Below are 19813 nucleotides of genomic sequence, written 5' to 3'. Positions count from 1 at the left end.
GTGCGCGGCTTTGACCGGGGTCCGGTAGGTGGCCAGCCAACCGACGTCACCTTCATGCCACTCTCCCGACGTATCCGCCGTCGACCAGTCCGGCCTCGATCTCGAATCGGTTGCGGTGCATCGGATGCCGAACCTCTTCGATGAGGTAGCGGACAACGAATCCGAGACCGTACCGGGCCCACTGCTCGGCATGGACCGCCTCGTGACGCAGGGTCGCGGCGCCGGTGTTTCGCCCGGTCAGGTAGGCCCCACCGATCGTGGTTCCTCCCCGCGCGAAGCCGAACCGCATCCCGGCACAGACGAAAGGGGCGAACTCCTCGTCGAAGGCGATCCTGGCACGCAGCGCCGCCGCGTACGCCAGCGCCGCCACTGTCGCCACCATCGACCCCGCGCTGCCCCGCGAGGCCCGGGCCAGTCGGAGTCGACCGGCCCGGGCCTCGCGGGGCAGCGAACTCGGTCCCGCAGGCACCCCTCCAGATTAGGCCGCCATGGCCTCGACGGGCGTCACCTTCGCGGCGCTCCTCGCCGGCAGCAGCGCCGCGATCACCCCGGCGATCCCGCCGACCAACACCGTCGCCACCAACTCCGGCCACGGCAGCGAGGGCAGCACCAGATCGTCGACACCGAACACCGAGGCCGTACCCGCCAGCCCGAAGGCCAGCCCGAGCACCACTCCGAGCACCGACGCGACCACCGACACCAGGACCGCCTCGTAGATCAGCAGGGTTCGCAGCCCGGCCCGGGTGACACCGATCGACCGCAGCAGACCGCTCTCCCGCCGACGTTCGATCACCGACAGCGCCATCGTGTTGCCCACCCCGATGACCGCGATCAGGATCGCCACCGACAGCAGTCCCACCACGATCATCAACATGGTGTCCAGGACCGAGTTCAGTGCCGCTCGCATGGACACCGCCCCGCCGATCTCCGCGGTGGGAACGATGTCGGTGGCCAGCGCGGTGACCTCACGTTGCGCGGTCGCGATCTCGTCGTCGGTCAGGCCATCCGCGATCCGGATCCACAACGAATCCGCGGCCGGGTTCGCCGTCACCGCGGCCAGGTCCTCACGGACCATGAGCGGCGGCGGACCCTCCGTGCCTTCCACAACAGTCAGGCTCCGGGTGGTGCCCGCGCCCCGGACGTCGATCGGCTCGCCTGCGCGCGCGCTGAGCTCCTGGAGGAGCTCCGGCGGAATCACGATCTGGCCGGACCTCGGCAGCGTGATCGGCACCCGCAACACCGCGGCTGCCTGCGCCGGATCCACCCCGGTCACGGTCAGCTCCTTCCCCGCAGCGGTGCTCACCTCGCCGCGTGAGAGCTCCGCGACCGCGGTCACCCGGTCCACGCCGCCGATCCGCTCGCCCATCGTCACCGGCAGCGCGGAGCCAGCGGCACCGTCCACCGAGACATCGACGGGGAACTGCTCGTCCAGCGCGCCCGGGGCGCTGGCCTTGACGGTCGCGATCCCGACGATCATCGTCGCGGTCACGGTGACGCCGATCAGCAATGCCGTTGCCGTTGCCGTGGTGCGGCGGGGATTGCGGCCCGCGTTGCCTGCCGCCAGCTCCCCCAACGGACCCGACACACGTCCCAGCCCCCTACCGAACGCCGCAACCGCGGGCGGGATGATGTACCGGCACAACAGGATCACCGCCACGAAACAGACCAGCGCACCCCCCGCCGCCACCAGTACCTGCTTGCCCAGCACACCGGCGGTCAGCACCGCGACGCCACCGATCAGGCCCACCACACCGACGAGCCGTCGCACCCGCGACGCCGTGACGGGTTCGGGCTTCGCCTCGGCCGGGGTCAGGGCGGCGAGCGGCGACACGGTGGTGGCAGCCCGCGCGGGCGCGACCGCCGCCAGGTACGTGACGACGACCCCGACCAGCAGACCGACCGCGAGCGCACCGGGCGAGACGGAGAGGTTGTCCAGCGGGATGGGAACATCAAGCGCGCCTGCGACTTCGGTCACGCCCGCAGCCAGGGCCACGCCGGTCGCAAGGCCGGCGAGCGAGGCCAGCAGCCCCACCACCAGCGACTCGATGCGGACGCTGCGGCGAATCTGATCGCTCGTCGCGCCGACGCAGCGGAGCAACGCCAGCTCCTGGGTCCGCGCCGCCAACAGCACCGCGAACGTGTTCGCGATGACCAGGCCGGACACCACCACCGCGAGCGCACCGAATGCGAGCAGCACGTTGCGCAGCATGTCGCTGCTGCCGAGGAAGCTCGCCGAGACGTCCTCGGCCTTCTCGGCGCCTGTGATCACCGTCGCGCCTGGCGGCAGCGCGGCGGCGACGGCCTCGCGGTCACCGCCCGCCACCCGCATCTCCCTGGCGGCCTGACCGTCGGTCCATGCCTCGATGTCCGCAGCGGTGCCATAGACCGAGATCCCGTCCATCCGCTGCGCGGTGCCGTCGAGGTCCACCGTGCCCACGACCGTCGCCTCGCCCGCCTCCGGGCCGGTGCTCTCGCCCAGCGCGGTCACCGAGACTCGTGTCCCGATGGGTAGGTCCGAGTTCGAGCCGACCGCGATCTCGCCTGCCGCGCTCGGAAATCGACCGTCCGACAGTTTCTGCCAGCGCAGACCCGCATCCGCGGCCAACGAGGTGGCCGTGCCGAACGACTTGTCCGAACCCGCCGCCGTCACCTTCACCGGCGTGGAGACGTCGGTGGTCACCGCCCGCACCCCTGCTGCCGACCGGACGGCACCCGCGGCCCGCTGCGCCTGGAGGCCGTCCCCGAGATCGGAGACCACGAAGTCGGTACTCCGATACTGTCCGGCAAGGGAATTGGTGACGCCCGCGGTGGCCGTCGAACTGAGCACCAGGGTCGCGACGACAAAGGCAACCGCGATGAGCACCGCGAGCATCGCGGCCAGGTATCGCCCGAAGTGCGCGCGCGCCTGTGCGAGGGTGAGCCTCAGCATGCCCGGGTCCCGAGTTCGCGCATCGTCTCGATCACCGAATCGGTCGTCGGGCGATCGATCTCACCGGCGATCCGTCCGTCGGCGATCAGCACCACCCGGTCCGAATAGGACGCCGCCACCGGGTCGTGGGTGACCATCACGACCGTCTGCCCGAACTCTCGGACGCTGGAACGGAGCAGCTCGAGAACCTCGGTGCCCGAGCGTGAATCGAGGTTTCCCGTCGGCTCGTCCGCGAAGATGACGTCGGGCCTGGGCAGCAGGGCCCGGGCGACCGCGACGCGCTGCTGCTGGCCGCCGGACAGCTCGTGCGGCAGGTGTCCGAGTCGCTCGGTGAGACCCAGTCTTCCGACGACCTCCGCCATCCACTCCGGATCTGGGTCCACTCCGCCCAGTCGCATGGGCAGCAGCATGTTCTCCTCCGCGGTGAGCACCGGCAGGAGGTTGAAGGCCTGGAACACGAATCCGATTCGGTGCCGACGCAATTCGGTCAGCTCCCGGTCGCTCAGCCCGGTCAGCTCGGTGTCCCCGAGGTACACCAGCCCGGACGTCGCCGTGTCGAGCCCGGCCAGGCAGTGCATCAGGGTGGACTTGCCCGACCCCGACGGTCCCATGATCGCGGTGAAGGCCGCGCCCAGGAACTCGGTGTGCACACCGTCGAGGGCGCGCACGGCCGCCTCGCCCTCGCCGTAGCTCTTGCTCAGGCCGACGGCGCGGACCGCGGCGGTTCGTGTGATGGTGGGTGCATTCATGTCCTCGACGCTACGAACGACACCCACTCGGCGCGTCGGCGTGCGGACGGATCCTCGCTGCGGCCGCGTCATACCTGGGTAGGACGGCTGCCTCTCCCCGGTCCTACCCGCCCAGCAGATCCTCCGGCTGCACCAGCCCGGTCTGGTACGCGAACACCACCGCCTGCACCCGGTCCCGCGATCCCGTCTTCGCCAGCACCCTGCCCACGTGCGTCTTCACGGTCGCCTCGGAGACGAAGAACTTCTCCGCAATCTCGGTGTTGGACAATCCGTGCGCCATCGCCTCGAGCACCTCCACCTCACGGGGCGTCAGGTCGTCGGGCAGTTGCGGGCGCTCGACGGTGGACGCGCCTGCCAGCATCGGACCCACGTGCTGGAGCAGCCGACGCGTCGAGCGGGCCGCGATCACCGCATCCCCCCGGTACACGGTCCGCAGCGCGGCGAGCAGGTCCTCCGGCTGCGCGTCCTTGAGCAGGAAGCCGCTGGCACCGGCGGAGATCGCGGCGACCACGTATTCGTCGTTGTCGAAGGTGGTGAGCACCACCACCTTCGGCGAGTGCTCCAGCGCGGTCAGGCGGCGGGTGGCCTCGATGCCGTCCAGGTTCGGCATCTGCACGTCCATCAGCACCACATCGACCGGAACCCGCGCGAGCTCACGCAGCGCCTGCTCGCCGTCCGAGGCCTCGACCTCGACGCTCATGTCGGGCTGGGAGTCGATCACCATCCGGAAGCCCGCTCGGACCAGCTGCTGATCGTCGACGATCGCGATCCGGATCGGATCCGTTGTGGCATCGGACATGTCATTCACCTCTCGAATATGGCAGCGCGGTGTGCACCCGGTAGCCGCCGCCTGCGGCGGGTCCGGCCTCGAATCTGCCGCCGTACAACTCGGCCCGTTCGCGCATGCCGAGCACACCCTGCCCACCCGCGGAGGGCGCGACCAGGGCGCCGGACGCTCCCCTGCCGTCGTCGACGACAGTCAGTTCCAGCGCACTGTCGGTCCAGCGCTCGGTGACCTCGACACTCGCCGCAGGACCCGCGTGCTTGAGCACGTTGGTCAGCGATTCCTGCACGATCCGGTACGCCGTCAGCTCGGCGCCGGTGGACAGCACGCGTCGCTCCCCGTCGGTGGTGAGCTGCACGTCGAGGCCGCCCTTGCGGACCTCTTCGATCAGCGTATCGATATCCGAAACCCCTGGCGTCGAGGAGTACTCGCGTGGCCGGTCCTCCCTCAGCACGGATAACAGCGCGCGCATGTCAGTCAGCGCCTGCCGCCCGGTCTGGGAGATGGTCTCCAGCGCCGTGACCGCCGCGGCGGGATCGGCGGCCGCGCTGTACCGACCACCGTCGGCCTGCGCGATCACGACGGTCAGCGAGTGCGCGACGATGTCGTGCATCTCCCGCGCGATCCGGGTGCGCTCATTGATGGCGGCGATCTCCGCCTCCTGCGCGCGTTCGAGTTCGAGAAGCCGGGCCCGCTCGGTGAGCCCCTCGAGTTCCTGGTTACGCACCCGGCGCAGGTCGCCGAACGCCCACACCGCGGTGACGTACACGATGAGGAACGCGATCAGGAAAGCGTGGGCCTGCCATGTGGACTCCGCACCGCCGAAGTACCGGAGGCCCGCCGCGATCACGCCGAGGATGGCCGCCGCCAGGCCCCATCCGCTCGCCCACCTCGGTCCGTACGCCGCCAGCGCGTACAGCGCGATCGGAACGCAGATACCGGGCATGACGAGGTTGGTCTGGTCACTCGAGATGATCAGATACGCCACCGAGAAAAACGCGACCACGGCGGCGGCCGCGACCGGCCGGATGCGACGCCAGGCCAGCGGCACGGTGAGTCCCAGCGCGATCACCACGTCGACCCACCCGACGGCCACCGACGCCGCCACCCCGATGAGCGCGAAGAAGGCCGCGACACTGCGATCGATCCCGACGACGTGATCGGCGCTCCAGCGGTACCAGCGCTCACTCAGCGGGAATCGGGGCATGGCCCCCAGGGTAAACACCTGTGGCCGGTGAGCGAGCTCACCGGCCACAGGTCGACTCACGCGTCAGCTCACTTGAGCAGCGCGCGCGACATCACGACTCGCTGAATCTGGTTGGTGCCCTCGTAGATCTGGGTGATCTTGGCGTCGCGCATCATCCGCTCGACCGGGAAGTCGGTGGTGTAGCCGGCGCCACCGAACAGCTGCACGGCGTCGGTGGTCACCTCCATCGCGACGTCCGAGGCGAAGCACTTGGCGGCGGCCGAGATGAAGCCGAGGTTCTTCTCGCCACGCTCGGCGCGGGCGGCCGAGGTGTAGACCATCAGACGAGCGGCCTCGACCTTCATCGCCATGTCGGCGAGCATGAACTGCACGGCCTGGAAGTCGGAGATCGACTTGCCGAACTGCTTGCGGTCCTTGGTGTACGCGAGGGCCGCGTCGAGCGCGCCCTGCGCCAGGCCGACGGCCTGGGCACCGATGGTCGGGCGGGTGTGGTCCAGGGTCTGCAGAGCGGTCTTGAAGCCGGTGCCGGGCGCGCCGATGATGCGGTCGCCGGGAATACGGCAGTTCTCGAAGTACAGCTCCGCGGTGGGCGAGCCCTTGATGCCGAGCTTCTTCTCCTTCGGGCCGACGACGAAGCCCTCGTCGTCCTTGTGCACCATGAAGGAGGAGATACCGTTGGCCCCCTTGTCGGGGTCGGTGACGGCCATGACGGTGTACCAGGTCGACTTGCCGCCGTTGGTGATCCAGCACTTGGAGCCGTTGAGGATCCAGTCGTCACCGTCGGCCTTCGCGCGGGTGCGCATGCTGGCGGCGTCGGAACCCGCCTCCCGCTCGGAGAGCGCGTAGGAGGCCATCGCCTCGCCCGAGGCGAGCGACGGGAGGACCTGCTGCTTGAGCTCCTCGGAGCCGTTGAGGATCAGGCCCATGGTGCCGAGCTTGTTGACGGCGGGGATCAGCGAGGACGAGCCGCAGACGCGGGCCACCTCCTCGATCACGATGCAGGTGGCCACGGAATCGGCGCCCTGGCCGTCATAGGCCTCGGGGACGTGGATCGCGTTGAAGCCGGAGTTGACGAGTGCCTTGAGCGCCTCCTCGGGGAACCGGGAGTTCTCGTCGACATCCTTCGCGTAGGGCGCGATCTCCTTCTCCGACAGCGCGCGGATCGCGGCCCGCAGCTCATCGTGCTCGTCGGCGAGCTTGAACAGGTCGAAGTCGGGGTTGCCAGCCATCTGGTTGCTCCTCGTGGAAGTCTCGGGGCGCGGCACTCAGTGCCATTCACGGGCAATCATACCGCACCGACCCGACGAGAAGCCGGTAAGACGTGCCACACTGCGGCACCGAGTGCCACCTCCCCTACTCGCCCTCCTCGAGCCTGCGGCGCAGCAGCTCCGCCACCCGGCGCGGTGCGGTGCCGCGCGGGAACACCGCCACCACCATCTCGCCGTCGCCGTCGGCGACTGAGGCATCGGGTCGGCCGACCCCGCGGCGGATATCGGCCAACGCCGCGCGCAGGTCCTCGGAGGTGGTCCGGGCGCCGTCGCGCACCATCCGGCGCAGCAGGTAGTTGTGTGTGGCGGTCACCGAGGCGGAGAACTGCACCATCGACAGGTCCGGCTCGCCGGGCAGCGCGCGGCGCAGGTAGTCGACGAACAATCGCTCGTACCGGAATCCGGTGACGATCTCCCTGTCCCGCAGCGCGGGCACCTCGTGCACCACCGCGTAGCGCCGGGTCGCCATGTCGTTCCACTGCGAGAACCGTTCGAAGACGATCATCGCGGCGTCGCAGACCGCATCCCACGGGTCGTCATGATCGGCGGCGAGATGCTCCTGCGCCTGGGCCAGCAGGATCTCGTGGTCGGCGAACACCACGTCTTCCTTGGAACGGAACTGCCGGAAGAAGGTGCGACGCGAGATGCCTGCCGCCTCGGCTATCTCGTCGACGCTGGTCGCCTCGTAGCCCTTCTCGGAGAAGAGCCGCAACGCCTCCGACACCACGTGGAGACGGAAACGGTCAGTGTCGTCGGGCATGAGCACAGCGTAGGCGGCTGCGCCACCCGTGCGCGGTTGACGAGTCCCTGCACCCGTCAACCGCGCACGGGCGCGCAGCGCCTACTGCGCCACCGAACCCCAGTCCACGAAGCCGGTCGGATCGTGCCTGCCCATGCTCGCGTGCTCGAACATGCCTGCACCCGGAACACCGTTGCAGGTGACACTGGACGGATACTCGTTGACGCCGTAGGGAATTCGTGCCGCGATCGCGGGGTCGGTGAGGTCGTACACCGACCGGGAAGTCCAGTTGCGGCCGCGCCATTGCCCGTGCGTCCACTCCGGGTCGCCGCCGTATCCCGCACCGACATGCAACGCGAGACCGTCGCGCGGGGCCACCTCGACGGTCAGCGGGCTGCCGTCGGAGGCGGTCAGGTGCAGCGTCGCCGCGAACGGCCTTCGGGTACCGGGGTGGTACTTGATGTCGTAGCGCGGCCAGCCGAGCTGCTCGATCCGGCCGTCGTTCCAGACCCGGGTCGCATCGTTCAGCGTCCGGTAGCCGTCGGGGTTCTCCTGCAGGATCACGATGATCGAGAACTCGTCGAAACGCAGCGGCACGTACATCCACCAGAAGCCCTCGGACGGCTCGTCGGCGAGCCTGCCCGCCGGGTCCCCGTCGCCGACAGGGCGGATGCCCCAGGAACGATCGCGGCTGCCGATCCACCGATCCGGGCTCACCACGACGTCCTCGCCGTCGACCGACAGCACGCCGGTCCACGTGCCGGTCTGTGCGAAACGACTCGCGTCCAGGGTCGGCCGGAACTTGCTCATCAACAGGTGCGGCTGCTCCGAGATCGCCGGGCCGGAACCCTCCCACGTGAGGTCGAACCCGAGCCCGCCCTCGCCGTCGCCCTCGCAGACCATCCGCAGCCTGCGCAGCGGCTCGAGCACCTCGATCCGATACCCGCCGACGGCGAGATCCATCGACCGCTCCTCGAGCGCATCGGAGAACTTGACCGCCCACTGCCGCTCACCCTTGCGGATGGTGGCGAACGCGTCGGTGACACCGAGGTTCGGGTACACGCCGAAGCCGCTCACCAGGAACAGCTCGCCCTGGGTGTCGATCGCGTTGAAATAGGACCGGTCGTAGAAGTTCTTGTCACTGGAGGCGACCCGGGCCATCGAGAGCGGCGTCTGATGGATCGGGTATTCGTCAAGCGGCGCAGGCATGGGGACACTCCCTGAGGATTCGTTACAGCGTCAAACGTAATCCGGACGACGCCATTTAACCCCGGAAGATCCGCTCAAGTGAGCCGATTGGCAGAACTCTCAGTCCAGCAGCTTCGCGCGCAGCGCCGCGTCCTTCTCCAGCACCATCGCCTCGAGTCCGGCCTGGAACGTCGCCATCGCCGCACGCAGCGCGGGGTCCGAGGCGCCGAGGATCCGCGCCGCCAGCAACCCGGCGTTGCGCGCGCCACCGATCGACACCGTCGCGACCGGCACGCCCGCGGGCATCTGCACGATCGACAGCAGCGAGTCCATGCCGTCGAGGTACTTGAGCGGCACGGGCACGCCGATCACCGGGAGCGGCGTCGCCGAGGCGACCATGCCCGGCAGGTGCGCCGCCCCACCCGCGCCCGCGATGATCACCTTGATGCCGCGATCGGCGGCGTCACGGGCGTAGTCGAGCATCCGCTGCGGGGTCCGGTGCGCCGAGACGACACCGACCTCGAACCGGATCCCGAACTCGGCGAGCGCCTCGGCGGCCGCCTCCATCGTCGGCCAGTCCGAGTCGCTGCCCATGATCAGGCCGACAACGGGCCCATTCGAATCACTCACCGTGCACATCCCATCCGTCGGTCCATTCCCCGTGCGAGAGCCAGTGTGCCGCCCGCTCGGCGCGCTCACGCACCGCCGCGACGTACGCCTCGTCGGCGATCGAGCCCTGCGCGCCGCCGACCACGTTGACGTGCCCGATCTTGCGTGCCGGCCGCTCGCCCTTGTCGTAGAGGTGCACCTTCGCGTCGGGCATACGGGCGAACAGGTGGTGCAGGCGCTCGTCCATGCTCATCTCCGGGGCCGACTCCGCGCCCAGCACGTTCGCCATCACGGTGACCGGCGCGATCGGCGCCGTGTCGCCGAGCGGATAGTCGAGCACCGCCCGCAGGTGCTGCTCGAACTGCGACGTCCGCGCCCCGTCCTGGGTCCAGTGCCCGGAATTGTGCGGCCGCATCGCCAGCTCGTTCACCACCAGCCGTCCGTCGGTGGTCTCGAACAGCTCCACCGCCATCGACCCGACGACGCCCAGCTCGGCGGAGATGCGCAGCGCCATCTGCTCGGCCTCCATGGCCAGCGAATCGGACAGCTCGGGGGCGGGGGCGATCACCACCGCACACTGCCCGTCGCGCTGCACCGTCTCCACGACCGGCCAGGTCGCGCCCTGCCCGAACGACGACCGAGCGACCATCGCGGACAGCTCACGCCGCATCGACACCTTCTGCTCGACCATCAGGGCGACGCCCTTGTCGAGCTGCTCGGTCACGATGGCCTCCGCCTCGTCGGAATCCGCGGGCATCCACACACCGCGCCCGTCGTAGCCGCCCCGAACCGCCTTGATCACGATCTGCCAGTTGTGCTCGTCCCCGAAGCGCACGACGTCGCCCGCCCAGGTGATCTCCGCGAACGCGGGCACGGGCGCGCCCAGCTCCGCGAGCTTGCGTCGCATGGCGAGCTTGTCCTGCGCGTAGATCAACGCCTGCGGCGGCGGCTGGACGTTCACGCCCTCCGCGACGAGGACCTCGAGGTGCTCGGTCGGGACGTGCTCGTGGTCGAAGGTCAGGGCGCTGGCCCCGGCCGCGACCTCCCGGAGCGCGTCGAGGTCGGTGTGGCTGCCGATCACGACATCCGCGCACACCTTGGCGGCCGGCTCGTCGGGGCCGCCGGAGAGCACCCGGAGGCACTGACCGAGTTCGATGGCGGCCTGATGGGTCATCCGGGCCAACTGCCCGCCGCCGATCATCGCGACCACCGGCAATCCGGCATTCGGGCCGCGGGGGGTGCTTGGGCGGTGCTGGGATCCGGAATCGACGCTCACGGCAGTCAATGGTGTCATGACGGCCTTCGAACCCACGATCGGAGTGTCAGTTCGTCGGATCGGCATCCTCTTTCGTACACTCAGTCGTTGTGTCTTTAGTCGATCAGGCGGTCAGCCGCGTACCCCAGCCCTACCGGGACGTGGTCCTTCGCCATCACGAGCTGATCAAGTTCGCGATCGTCGGCGGCACGACCATGGTCTTCGACCTCGCGATCTTCTACTCGCTGAGCCTCACGATCCTCGAGCAGAAGCCCGTCGTCGCCAAGATCATCTCCGGCGTGATGGCCACGATCTTGAGCTACATCCTCAACCGAGAGTGGTCATTCAAGAACCGCGGCGGCCGCGAGCGCCACCACGAGGCGTTGCTGTTCTTCACCATCAGCGGCATCGGCGTCGTCATCGCCGCAGCCCCGCTGTTCATCGCCAACAACGTCTTCGACTTCCGGTCAACGGCGAGCCTGACCACGCTGGTGATCGTCGACTTCATCCTCAACTACGTCATCGGCAACGTGCTGCAGATGGTCTTCCGATTCTGGGCACTGCGCCGGTTCGCGTTCCCCGAGGAGAACGCCAGGGGCACGGCGGCCGGGTCCACCGGCTTCGACCCGACGCCCGAGGAACTCGCCGAGGAAGAGCTCGGACACAGCTAGCGCTAGCGCGGCTCCGCATCGGGCGCCATCGGCAGGAACGCCGCGAACAGCGCGGGTCGCCTGCGCTGGAGATCGAGCCGGCCGCCGTCCGCCTCGACCAGGGCCCTGGCCAACGCCAGCCCCACCCCCGTCGAGCCACCGCCGGAGAACCCGCGGTCGAAGATGTGCGGGGCCAGTTCGTCGCTGACGCCATCGCCCTCGTCGCCGACCTCCACGCAGACCATCGCCTCGCGCTCCGCCGTCCCCGGCACCGACCGGACTGCGACGGTGCAGGTGCCCCCGCCGTGCATGAGCGCGTTGTCGACCAGCACGGACACGGACTCGCGCAGTCGCGAGGACCTGGCCGTCGACATCACCGCGGCCTCGCCCCTCAGCACCAGGTCCCGTCCCGCGTCCCGATAGGGCCGCTGCCAGTCCGAGACCACCCCGGCGAGCTCCCGGACCACCGCGACGGGTTCAGGGAGCTCGCCTGCCATCCGGGACGACCGCACCAGCTCGTCGATCGCCACCGTCAAACGGTCCACCTGGGCCAGCGCCTCCGTCGCCTCGTCGACCACCGCGGGATCCGGGTGCACCGACAACTCGTCGAGCCGCAGCCGCACGGCGGTGAGCCTGCTGCGGAGCTGATGGGAGACGTCGCCGACCAGTGCCCGCTCGCGCTGCAATCGCCCGGCGATCTCGACGGTGACCGCGTCGAGCACGTCGGACACCCGGTCCAGTTCGGCGATCCCGTGCCTGCGCGGGTCCTTGCGGAAGTCGCCCTCCGCCAGCCGGGCGGCGCGGCCCGCGACGTCCCGCAGCGGATCCGCGAGCCGCCTGGCGGTCACCGTCGCCACCGCCGCGCCCGCGCCGAGTGATGCCAACACCACCAAGGCGACCGCGCCGACCGCCTGCTGCTGGAGCGATCGCATCGAATCCGACGGTGCCTCGAGACGCAACGAACCGGAGCGGCCCATGGAGAGCGACTCGCTCAGTGGCTGCTCGACCGCGGGCTCGCCGATGTCGACCTGCACCTCGCGATCGCCCGGGGTCGGATAGATCACGGTGAGTTTGGCGCCTGCGGGGACCACCAACCGCAGTGGCGCCGTGTCGAGGCCGTCCACGATCACGCCCTGCTCGCCCTCCTGCGAGACGATCTCCGCCGCCATCCGGTCAAGCCTGGCCTGCAGATCGCTCCTGGTGAGGTCCTCGACCCACAACCAGGCGGTGTACATCAACGGCAGCCCCAGCAGGAGCGCGATGAGGATGACGACGGCCAGGATGGAGAGCAGGATTCGGCGGCGCACGGCTGCGCCCGGCTAGGTGTTCAGCCGGAAGCCGACGCCCCGCACGGTCGCGATGCGCCGCTCGGCGACCGGACCCTCGTCGCCGATCTTCCGGCGCAGCCACGACATGTGCATGTCGAGGGTCTTGGAGCCGCGCAGATCCGCGTCACCCCACACCTCCTGCAGGATGACGTCGCGCGAGACCACCTCGCCCGCCCGGTCGAGCAGGACCTTGAGCAGCTCGTATTCCTTGTTCGCGAGGATGACCTCGGAGCCACCGACCAGCACGCGCCTGGCGGCGGGTTCGAGCCTGATGTCCCCCACCGCGATGGCGGTGTCCTCGGAGCCACCTCGGCGGCGCATCAAGGCGCGGACCCGCGCCATCAGCTCGGCCAGCCGGAACGGCTTGCCCACGTAGTCGTCGGCGCCCGCGTCGAGCCCCACCACGAAGTCCACCTCGTCTGTGCGCGCCGTCAGCATCAGTACCGCGAGGTCGGAGCCGCCTGCGCGTAGTTGCCTGCACACCTCCAGCCCGTCCATGCCGGGCAGGCCGAGGTCGAGAACCAGCAGATCGAATGACCCGCTCAGAGCGAGCTCGAGGGTCCCGGGACCGGTCGGTTCGACGGTGACCGTGTAGCCCTCACGGCCAAGGGCACGGGAGAGCGGGGCGGCAATGGCCTCGTCGTCTTCGGCAAGCAGTACGGCTGTCACGACCCCAGCCTACGGAGCGGCCCCACCGTACTCCGTCGGCGGACCGGAATCGAGATTCATCGCGTCGAACACCTGGTGATACAGAAGCGAATGCACCCGCTGCACATCGGGGATGTCGTCGAACTCCAGCGGATCGTCGGCCGCCGACGCGATCACCAGGGTGCCGGTCCGCAGCATCCGGTCGATCAGTCCGTGCCTGAACTGCACGTTGCTGATCCGCCCCATCGGGATGTCGATCCCCGTGTGGGTGATCACGCCGTGCCGGATCAGCACCCGTCGGTCCGTGACGATGAAGTGGGTGAACTTCCACCTCAACAGCGGTCCGACACAACGCCACCCGACGATCCCGACCCAGGCCACCGCAACCACGATCAGCGCGACGGAGCGGGCGGTCCCGTCGAGCCGGTCCTGGGCCAGTCCGAGCGCGAACCCGGCGAGCGCCGTCGCCACGATGAACGTCAACGCGGGTAACACCAGCATCTTCCAATGCGGGTGTCGGTGCAGCAGCAGCTCCTCGTCCGTGGCGAGGGCGTCCTCCGGATATCCCATCAGGAAAGCGTATCGACTACTTCACTTTCTCGACCGCACCCTCGATTTCGGACTCAACCGCATCCTCGACCTCGGATTCGGCCTCCGCGTGCAGCTCCGCTGCCTTCTCTGCGGCGTCGGCCTCGGCCGTCGCCAGCTCCTCCGCGGTTGGTGGGGAGCCCGTGATCAGTGCGTTGGCCCACCGGGTCGACGGATCGATGTCGAGCAGGAGCGCCTTGGCCAGCAGCGTCATCGGAATGGCGAGCAGCGCACCGAGCGGCCCGATCACCCACGCCCAGAACACCAACGCCAAGAACGTGAGCGTCACCGACAGCCCGACGGCATCGCCGACGAACTTCGGCTGGATCACCGACTGGATGATGACGTTGATGACGCTGTAGACGACGATCACCCACAGCATCAGCATCGGACCGCCCTCCAACAGTGCGATCAGTGCGGGCGGGATCACTCCGATGACGAACCCGATGTTGGGGATGTAGTTGGTGATGAAGGAGAGCAGTCCCCACAGGATCGGCAGCGGGATGCCCAAAGCCCAGAGCGCGCCCGCGTCGATCACGGCGACGATGAGGCCGAACACCGTCGAGACGATGAGGTAGCTGCGGGTACCGCTGGCGAAGGAGGAGAACGCGTAGGCGATGTCCGCGCGGGAGTAGGCCATCGCGCGCATCCGCTCGCCGAACGAGCTCGCGTCCATCGCCATGAAGATCAGGAGAGCCAGGATGAAGAAGAGATTCGAGAAGACACCCAGCAGCCCGAGCAACACGTCGTCGACGACACCGATGATCTTGCCGAGATCGACGCTCGAGAGCGCCTTCTCCACCTGTTCGGAACCGATGTTCAGCTGGGCGAACTGTTTCTGCACGTTGGCGATCAGCTCGTCGGCCTTGTCCGAGTACTGCGGCAGCAGCGTTGCCAGCTGGGCGATCGAGACGACGAGCGCCGCAACCAGACCGAGCAGGATCAGGTAGATGGCCGTCAGCGTCGAGATCACCGCGACCCATTTGGGCGCGCCCTTGCGCTGCAGCCAGTCGCCAAGCGGCTGCACACCCACCACCAACATCAGCGCCAGGAACACCGGCCCGATGATCCCGGCGAAGGCCTTGGTGCCGGCAATCGCGACCACGGCGCCCGCGAGGCCGAGCAGCACGATCAGCCCGCGCGGCAGGGTCGAGGGGGGCACCGGGGACGACGGGGTGGGCACGAGCACTGTGGCGACGGATCGACTCATTTCCACACCGCGGCTCGACCGGCGACACCGGGCAACAGCCCGAGGATCGGCAGGCCGATGGCGAGGTGGACCAGACTCGTGGCGATCCGGTCACCCATCACCGCGTCATAGGCGAAGGGCAAGATGGCCAGAGCAAGCGTGATCAGGCCGATGATCCAGCCGAAGAACGAGTCGCCGCCCGGGGTGGTCAGCAGCAACAGATAGAGAAGCCCGGCGGCGATGAGCGCCCCGACGAACCCGATGATCGCGAACCGGACCGCGACGGTGGTCTCGGGCATCCAGTTCGGCGAGAGCGGCATCAGGTCGAAGACCCGGAGGATCACCGTGGCCACCAGCGCGCTGAGCGCGGTGACCAGCGCGGCCGCGGCGGCACCCGCCCAGAACTTGCCCACTGCGATGCCGCGCGTTGGCGCTCCTTGGGTGCCGGACATGCCCGGCTGTCCCTGATAGTTCGTCATTGCTGCTTTCCTCCCTCGATCTCACAGTCGATCACAGTGAGCGTCGCACCTACCGCGCCGTGCACGCTTCACCCACGACGGATGAGGCACAAGTGTCTAACGGGACTCACACTGCTTGTCGAAGCACCACTCCCATTTCTGAGAGAGGAACAGCTATGACGGCAAACCGCGCGGACAACAGCGTCAAGCAGGGATTCGCGGCCGGAGGCTCGATCGCGGCAGCGGTCCTGCTGCTGACCGTGGGCATCCTCCAGGTCTTCCAGGGAATCTCCGCGCTCGCCAAGGACAGCGTCCTGATCGTCGGGCCGGAATACTCCTACGCGCTCAACACCACGGGCTGGGGCTGGATTCACCTCATCGTGGGAATCCTCATCGCGCTGACCGGCTTCGGTCTGCTCACCGGTGCGACCTGGGCGCGGATCGCGGGCATCTTCCTGGCCGCCCTCTCGATCATCGCCAACTTCATGTGGCTGCCCTACTACCCGTGGTGGTCGATCCTGATCATCGCCCTCGACGTGGTCGTCATCTGGGCCATCGCGACGTGGGACAACGACTAGCCACGACGCTGTGCTGAAGAGGGTGCGGGCCATGGGCCCGCACCCTCTTGTCGTCATTCCTGCGGGCGCAGGTGCGTGATGTCGCCTGCCGAGACCGCGACCGGTTCCCTGCCACCGTCCGGGCTGATCACGATCCGGCCCTGCGCATCGATCCCGCTCGCGGTGCCCAGCAGTTCGCCGCCGCCCGGCAGTTCCGCGCGGACGCGCTGCCCGATCGTGGCGCACCGATCCCGGTACGACTCGGCGAGCGCCTTTGTGTCCCAACCATTCCGCTGCCATTTCGTCCACTCCGCCGCCAGCGCACGGAGCAATGCGCGCACCACGGTGTCCCGATCGGTTGTGGCGGCACCCGCGAGCGCGAGCGAGGTGGCGGTCGGCACCGGCAGTTCCGACTCGGTGAGGCTGACGTTCAACCCGATTCCGAGCACGACCGACGGGACCGGTGCGGTCGCGGCGACCTCGGCCAGGATGCCCGCCACCTTCTTGCCACCGATCAGGACATCGTTCGGCCACTTCAGCACGGCATCCACCTCGGCGACCGATCGCATTGCATCGACCACCGCGACGCCCGCGAGCAGCGGGAGCCACCCCAGATCGGCGGGATCGATCCCCGGCATCCGCAGCAACACCGAGACGGAGACAGCCGACCTCGGCGGTGCCACCCAGGAGCGGGCGTGCCTGCCCCGGCCGTGGTCCTGGAACTCCGAGATCAGCACCGCGCGGTCGAGGGCGGAGTCCGCCGCCCTGGCCAACAGGTCGGCGTTCGTCGAACCGGTCTCGGTGACGACGTCGAGACTCGAGTAGAAGGCGTGGGGGTCGCCGCCTGCCATCCCACGCACCAGCGCTCTGCGCAGTGCGTCGGCGACGAGCGGGGGCCGATTCAGATCGGTGTACATGCCGATCAGACTATGGGCTCCGGCCGCTGCGGCGGGGATCACAATTTCGTACTGGCCAGTAGCTTGGGTTCAATGATTGAACGCAACCTGACCTCGGTCAACAGGCACCGAGAGCGGCTGGATAAGCTCTGTCCTCATGACCAGTGTCCAGGAGCCCACTGCGCCAGAGGCGACAAACACCCCTGATATCCACACGACGGCTGGAAAGCTCGCCGACCTGCGTAGACGTCAGGAAGAGGCGAAGTACCCCAGCGGCGAAGCCGCCGTCGAGCGGGTGCACGCGAAGGGCAAACTGACCGCCCGTGAGCGCATCACCGCGCTGCTCGACGAGGGCTCCTTCGTAGAGCTCGACGCTCTCGCCCGGCACAGGAGCGTGAACTTCGGTCTCGCCGACAACCGCCCGTTCGGCGACGGCGTGGTGACCGGCTACGGCACCATCGACGGCCGCGACGTGTGTGTCTTCTCCCAGGACGCCACCGTGTTCGGCGGCAGCCTCGGCGAGATCTACGGCGAGAAGATCGTCAAGGTCATGGACCTGGCACTCAAGACCGGCCGCCCGCTCGTCGGCATCAACGAGGGCGCGGGCGCCCGCATCCAGGAGGGTGTGGTCTCGCTCGGCCTCTACGGCGAGATCTTCCACCGCAACGTGCAGGCCTCCGGCGTCATCCCGCAGATCTCGCTGATCATGGGCCCGGCCGCAGGCGGCCATGTCTACTCCCCCGCGCTGACCGACTTCGTCGTGATGGTCGACCAGACCAGCCAGATGTTCGTCACCGGCCCCGACGTGATCAAGACCGTCACCGGCGAGGACGTCACCATGGAGGACCTGGGCGGCGCCCACACCCACATGGTCAAGTCCGGTGTGGCCCACTACGTCGCCTCCGGCGAGCAGGACGCCCTCGACTACGTCAAGGACCTGCTCAGCTACCTGCCGAGCAACAACCAGGCCGCCGCGCCGCGACTGGCCCCGTCCGACCCGATCGTCGGCTCCATCGAGGACTCGCTGACCTCCGAGGACATCGAGCTCGACACCCTGATCCCGGACTCGCCGAACCAGCCGTACGACATGCACGAGGTCATCCGGCGCATCCTCGACGACGACGAGTTCCTCGAGGTCCAGGCCGAGCGTGCCGCGAACATCATCTGTGGCTTCGGTCGCGTCGACGGCCGCAGCGTCGGCATCGTCGCGAACCAGCCCACCCAGTTCGCCGGCTGCCTCGACATCAACGCCTCCGAGAAGGCCGCCCGCTTCGTGCGCACCTGCGACGCCTTCAACGTCCCGATCATCACCCTGGTCGACGTGCCCGGCTTCCTTCCCGGCACCGAGCAGGAGTACAACGGCATCATCCGCCGCGGCGCCAAGCTGCTCTACGCGTACGGCGAGGCCACGGTCGGAAAGATCACCGTCATCACCCGCAAGGCGTACGGCGGCGCGTACGACGTCATGGGCTCCAAGCACATGGGCGCCGACCTGAACCTCGCCTGGCCGAGCGCGCAGATCGCGGTCATGGGCGCCTCCGGCGCCGTCGGCTTCGTCTACCGCAAGCAGCTCAAGGAGGCCGAGGCCTCGGGCGCCGACGTCGACGCGCTGCGCCTCAAGCTGCAGAACGAGTACGAGGACACTCTGGTGAACCCGTACGTCGCTGCCGAGCGCGGTTACATCGACGCGGTCATCCCGCCGTCGCACACCCGCGGTCAGATCGTGGCGGCCCTTCGCCTGCTCGAACGCAAGCAGGTTTCCCTTCCGCCCAAGAAGCATGGGAACATCCCGCTATGACAGCGACGAGGGAAACGACACTCGAAGACGTCGAGGTGCTCTCCGCAGCCGCGGAGGCCATCGACTCCGCTACGGTCGAGGACGTGGCTGCCGACAGCAAGGGCTCTCAATTGCCGGTCATCACGGTGGTCAAGGGCAAACCAACCGACATCGAGGTGGCGGCACTGGTGACCGTCTTCGCCGCCGCTGCAGGCGCCGAGGAAACACCGGCCGACACTCGTCCGGCCGAGCGGTGGGGCGACCCCGCAGGCATGCACCGGGGCGCCGCCCCCCTGTCCCCGTACGCGTACTCGAACCGTCGGTGACCACGCTCGTTCTGGCCTCGGCCTCGCCGGCACGGTTGACCGTGCTGCGCAAGGCCGGGGTCGAGCCATTCGTACGGGTCTCCGGAGTCGACGAGGACGCGGTGCAGGAAGCGCTCGGCCCCTCGGCAGCGCCATCGCGGGTGGTCACCGAGCTCGCGCGGGCGAAGGCCACCGCCGTGCTCCCCGGGCTGCCGGCGGAGGTCTCCGCCGACGCGGTGGTGATCGGCTGCGATTCGATGCTGCTGATCGACGGCACCCTGCAGGGCAAGCCGCACACCGCCGACGTGGCCCGGGCCCGCTGGCGTTCGATGATGGGTCGCAGCGGCACCCTGCTCACCGGGCACTGCGTGCTGCGGGTGCGCGACGGGGTGACCGTCGGCGAGGCCGGCGCGGACAGCGCGACGATCGTGCACTTCGGGACCCCGTCCGGGGACGATCTCGAGGCCTACCTCGAGTCCGGCGAACCCATGCAGGTCGCGGGCGCGTTCACGCTCGACGGGCTCGGCGGGTGGTTCATCGACCGGATCGAGGGTGATCCCTCCAGCGTGATCGGCATCGGCCTGCCGTTGGTCCGCCGACTGCTCGGCGAGGTCGGCGTCGGCATCTCCGAGCTCTGGGCCGCGACCCCGGCCACCTGAACTCGAAGCCCCGCCCACTGAAAGTCATCG

Annotated in this window: 21 protein-coding genes; 5 read left to right on the top strand and 16 right to left on the bottom strand. The window is 68.8% G+C overall.

The genetic code is table 11. The annotated features are described in order from the left end of the window. Positions 1 to 52: 52 nt before the first annotated feature. The 10 genes from C8K38_RS06765 to C8K38_RS06720 all read right to left on the bottom strand — a co-directional run bounded on the left by C8K38_RS06765 (position 53) and on the right by C8K38_RS06720 (position 10767). Positions 53 to 382 carry a hypothetical protein gene (locus C8K38_RS06765; protein ID WP_097210529.1) on the bottom strand — a complete coding sequence of 110 codons (330 nt, stop codon included), beginning with the start codon at positions 380 to 382 and terminating at the stop codon, positions 53 to 55. 96 nt (positions 383 to 478) lie between these two features. Further along, on the bottom strand, positions 479 to 2929 hold the full coding sequence (locus C8K38_RS06760) for an ABC transporter permease (protein WP_097210528.1): 2451 nt from the start codon (positions 2927 to 2929) through the stop codon (positions 479 to 481). After that, positions 2923 to 3678 (bottom strand): ABC transporter ATP-binding protein, encoded by a 756-nt coding sequence (locus tag C8K38_RS06755; RefSeq protein WP_097210527.1) that lies wholly within the window; start codon positions 3676 to 3678, stop codon positions 2923 to 2925. The genes C8K38_RS06760 and C8K38_RS06755 overlap by 7 nt, the downstream gene beginning before the upstream one ends. 103 nt (positions 3679 to 3781) lie before the next feature. Continuing rightward, a complete protein-coding gene (locus tag C8K38_RS06750) occupies positions 3782 to 4477 on the bottom strand; it encodes a response regulator (RefSeq protein WP_097210526.1) in 696 nt (231 codons plus the stop codon). A gap of 1 nt (position 4478) precedes the next feature. Continuing rightward, the gene (locus tag C8K38_RS06745; RefSeq protein ID WP_097210668.1) at positions 4479 to 5669 is read right to left on the bottom strand and encodes a sensor histidine kinase; all 1191 of its coding nucleotides are present in this window, start codon (positions 5667 to 5669) and stop codon (positions 4479 to 4481) included. 68 nt (positions 5670 to 5737) lie between these two features. Next, positions 5738 to 6898 carry an acyl-CoA dehydrogenase gene (locus C8K38_RS06740; protein ID WP_077041003.1) on the bottom strand — a complete coding sequence of 387 codons (1161 nt, stop codon included), beginning with the start codon at positions 6896 to 6898 and terminating at the stop codon, positions 5738 to 5740. Positions 6899 to 7022: 124 nt separating this feature from the next. Next, positions 7023 to 7697, bottom strand: coding sequence for a TetR family transcriptional regulator (locus C8K38_RS06735; protein WP_097210667.1), 675 nt, complete (start codon positions 7695 to 7697; stop codon positions 7023 to 7025). 81 nt (positions 7698 to 7778) lie between these two features. After that, positions 7779 to 8885, bottom strand: coding sequence for a hypothetical protein (locus tag C8K38_RS06730; RefSeq protein WP_097210525.1), 1107 nt, complete (start codon positions 8883 to 8885; stop codon positions 7779 to 7781). A 99-nt stretch (positions 8886 to 8984) separates the two neighbouring features. Continuing rightward, on the bottom strand, positions 8985 to 9503 hold the full coding sequence (gene purE / locus C8K38_RS06725) for a 5-(carboxyamino)imidazole ribonucleotide mutase (protein WP_097210524.1): 519 nt from the start codon (positions 9501 to 9503) through the stop codon (positions 8985 to 8987). Then, positions 9487 to 10767: a 5-(carboxyamino)imidazole ribonucleotide synthase gene (locus tag C8K38_RS06720; RefSeq protein ID WP_097210666.1), complete on the bottom strand. Its 1281-nt coding sequence runs from the start codon at positions 10765 to 10767 to the stop codon at positions 9487 to 9489. Before C8K38_RS06720 ends, purE begins: the two co-directional genes overlap by 17 nt. Before the next feature lie 71 nt (positions 10768 to 10838). On the opposite strand from C8K38_RS06720, the gene C8K38_RS06715 reads away from it, so the two are divergent. Beyond that, positions 10839 to 11399 carry a GtrA family protein gene (locus C8K38_RS06715; RefSeq protein ID WP_097210523.1) on the top strand — a complete coding sequence of 187 codons (561 nt, stop codon included), beginning with the start codon at positions 10839 to 10841 and terminating at the stop codon, positions 11397 to 11399. A 2-nt stretch (positions 11400 to 11401) separates the two neighbouring features. On the opposite strand, the gene C8K38_RS06710 is transcribed toward C8K38_RS06715, so the two are convergent. Genes C8K38_RS06710 through C8K38_RS06690 form a run of 5 tightly spaced genes read right to left on the bottom strand, consistent with a single transcriptional unit; the run spans position 11402 to position 15610 of the window. Further along, the gene (locus C8K38_RS06710) at positions 11402 to 12685 is read right to left on the bottom strand and encodes a sensor histidine kinase (RefSeq protein WP_097210522.1); all 1284 of its coding nucleotides are present in this window, start codon (positions 12683 to 12685) and stop codon (positions 11402 to 11404) included. Positions 12686 to 12697: 12 nt separating this feature from the next. Beyond that, positions 12698 to 13375: a response regulator transcription factor gene (locus C8K38_RS06705; RefSeq protein ID WP_097210521.1), complete on the bottom strand. Its 678-nt coding sequence runs from the start codon at positions 13373 to 13375 to the stop codon at positions 12698 to 12700. Between the two features lie 9 nt (positions 13376 to 13384). Continuing rightward, positions 13385 to 13924 carry a PH domain-containing protein gene (locus tag C8K38_RS06700; RefSeq protein WP_077040997.1) on the bottom strand — a complete coding sequence of 180 codons (540 nt, stop codon included), beginning with the start codon at positions 13922 to 13924 and terminating at the stop codon, positions 13385 to 13387. Positions 13925 to 13940: 16 nt separating this feature from the next. Continuing rightward, a complete protein-coding gene (locus C8K38_RS06695) occupies positions 13941 to 15152 on the bottom strand; it encodes an AI-2E family transporter (protein ID WP_097210520.1) in 1212 nt (403 codons plus the stop codon). Continuing rightward, positions 15149 to 15610 carry a DUF6069 family protein gene (locus C8K38_RS06690; protein WP_097210519.1) on the bottom strand — a complete coding sequence of 154 codons (462 nt, stop codon included), beginning with the start codon at positions 15608 to 15610 and terminating at the stop codon, positions 15149 to 15151. The genes C8K38_RS06695 and C8K38_RS06690 overlap by 4 nt, the downstream gene beginning before the upstream one ends. Positions 15611 to 15765: 155 nt before the next feature. Between C8K38_RS06690 and C8K38_RS06685 the strand changes: the two genes are divergently transcribed. Next, positions 15766 to 16167 carry a DUF7144 family membrane protein gene (locus C8K38_RS06685; RefSeq protein ID WP_097210518.1) on the top strand — a complete coding sequence of 134 codons (402 nt, stop codon included), beginning with the start codon at positions 15766 to 15768 and terminating at the stop codon, positions 16165 to 16167. Positions 16168 to 16220: 53 nt separating this feature from the next. On the opposite strand, the gene C8K38_RS06680 is transcribed toward C8K38_RS06685, so the two are convergent. Next, a complete protein-coding gene (locus tag C8K38_RS06680; RefSeq protein WP_097210517.1) occupies positions 16221 to 17063 on the bottom strand; it encodes a biotin--[acetyl-CoA-carboxylase] ligase in 843 nt (280 codons plus the stop codon). A 136-nt stretch (positions 17064 to 17199) separates the two neighbouring features. On the opposite strand from C8K38_RS06680, the gene C8K38_RS06675 reads away from it, so the two are divergent. The 3 genes from C8K38_RS06675 to C8K38_RS06665 are packed head-to-tail and all read left to right on the top strand — an operon-like array spanning position 17200 to position 19783. Further along, positions 17200 to 18840 carry an acyl-CoA carboxylase subunit beta gene (locus C8K38_RS06675; RefSeq protein WP_097210516.1) on the top strand — a complete coding sequence of 547 codons (1641 nt, stop codon included), beginning with the start codon at positions 17200 to 17202 and terminating at the stop codon, positions 18838 to 18840. Next, the gene (locus C8K38_RS06670) at positions 18837 to 19145 is read left to right on the top strand and encodes an acyl-CoA carboxylase subunit epsilon (protein WP_097210515.1); all 309 of its coding nucleotides are present in this window, start codon (positions 18837 to 18839) and stop codon (positions 19143 to 19145) included. Before C8K38_RS06675 ends, C8K38_RS06670 begins: the two co-directional genes overlap by 4 nt. After that, on the top strand, positions 19142 to 19783 hold the full coding sequence (locus C8K38_RS06665; RefSeq protein WP_097210514.1) for a Maf family protein: 642 nt from the start codon (positions 19142 to 19144) through the stop codon (positions 19781 to 19783). The genes C8K38_RS06670 and C8K38_RS06665 overlap by 4 nt, the downstream gene beginning before the upstream one ends. The last annotated feature ends 30 nt before the right edge of the window (positions 19784 to 19813 follow it).

Source organism: Rhodococcus sp. OK611 (assembly GCF_003050885.1).
Lineage (GTDB): Bacteria > Actinomycetota > Actinomycetes > Mycobacteriales > Mycobacteriaceae > Rhodococcus_G > Rhodococcus_G oryzae.
This window is presented reverse-complemented; position numbering and strand designations above follow the sequence as displayed.

Coding starts and splice junctions, on each gene's coding strand:
- C8K38_RS06750 (WP_097210526.1), bottom strand. CDS start 4,477: ATGTCCGATGCCACAACGGATCCGATCCGGATCGCGATCGTCGACGAT.
- C8K38_RS06685 (WP_097210518.1), top strand. CDS start 15,766: ATGACGGCAAACCGCGCGGACAACAGCGTCAAGCAGGGATTCGCGGCC.
- C8K38_RS06740 (WP_077041003.1), bottom strand. CDS start 6,898: ATGGCTGGCAACCCCGACTTCGACCTGTTCAAGCTCGCCGACGAGCAC.
- purE (WP_097210524.1), bottom strand. CDS start 9,503: ATGTGCACGGTGAGTGATTCGAATGGGCCCGTTGTCGGCCTGATCATG.
- C8K38_RS06745 (WP_097210668.1), bottom strand. CDS start 5,669: ATGCCCCGATTCCCGCTGAGTGAGCGCTGGTACCGCTGGAGCGCCGAT.
- C8K38_RS06680 (WP_097210517.1), bottom strand. CDS start 17,063: ATGTACACCGATCTGAATCGGCCCCCGCTCGTCGCCGACGCACTGCGC.
- C8K38_RS06675 (WP_097210516.1), top strand. CDS start 17,200: ATGACCAGTGTCCAGGAGCCCACTGCGCCAGAGGCGACAAACACCCCT.
- C8K38_RS06755 (WP_097210527.1), bottom strand. CDS start 3,678: ATGAATGCACCCACCATCACACGAACCGCCGCGGTCCGCGCCGTCGGC.
- C8K38_RS06735 (WP_097210667.1), bottom strand. CDS start 7,697: ATGCCCGACGACACTGACCGTTTCCGTCTCCACGTGGTGTCGGAGGCG.
- C8K38_RS06690 (WP_097210519.1), bottom strand. CDS start 15,610: ATGACGAACTATCAGGGACAGCCGGGCATGTCCGGCACCCAAGGAGCG.
- C8K38_RS06760 (WP_097210528.1), bottom strand. CDS start 2,929: ATGCTGAGGCTCACCCTCGCACAGGCGCGCGCGCACTTCGGGCGATAC.
- C8K38_RS06730 (WP_097210525.1), bottom strand. CDS start 8,885: ATGCCTGCGCCGCTTGACGAATACCCGATCCATCAGACGCCGCTCTCG.
- C8K38_RS06720 (WP_097210666.1), bottom strand. CDS start 10,767: ATGACACCATTGACTGCCGTGAGCGTCGATTCCGGATCCCAGCACCGC.
- C8K38_RS06765 (WP_097210529.1), bottom strand. CDS start 382: ATGGTGGCGACAGTGGCGGCGCTGGCGTACGCGGCGGCGCTGCGTGCC.
- C8K38_RS06700 (WP_077040997.1), bottom strand. CDS start 13,924: ATGGGATATCCGGAGGACGCCCTCGCCACGGACGAGGAGCTGCTGCTG.
- C8K38_RS06695 (WP_097210520.1), bottom strand. CDS start 15,152: ATGAGTCGATCCGTCGCCACAGTGCTCGTGCCCACCCCGTCGTCCCCG.
- C8K38_RS06670 (WP_097210515.1), top strand. CDS start 18,837: ATGACAGCGACGAGGGAAACGACACTCGAAGACGTCGAGGTGCTCTCC.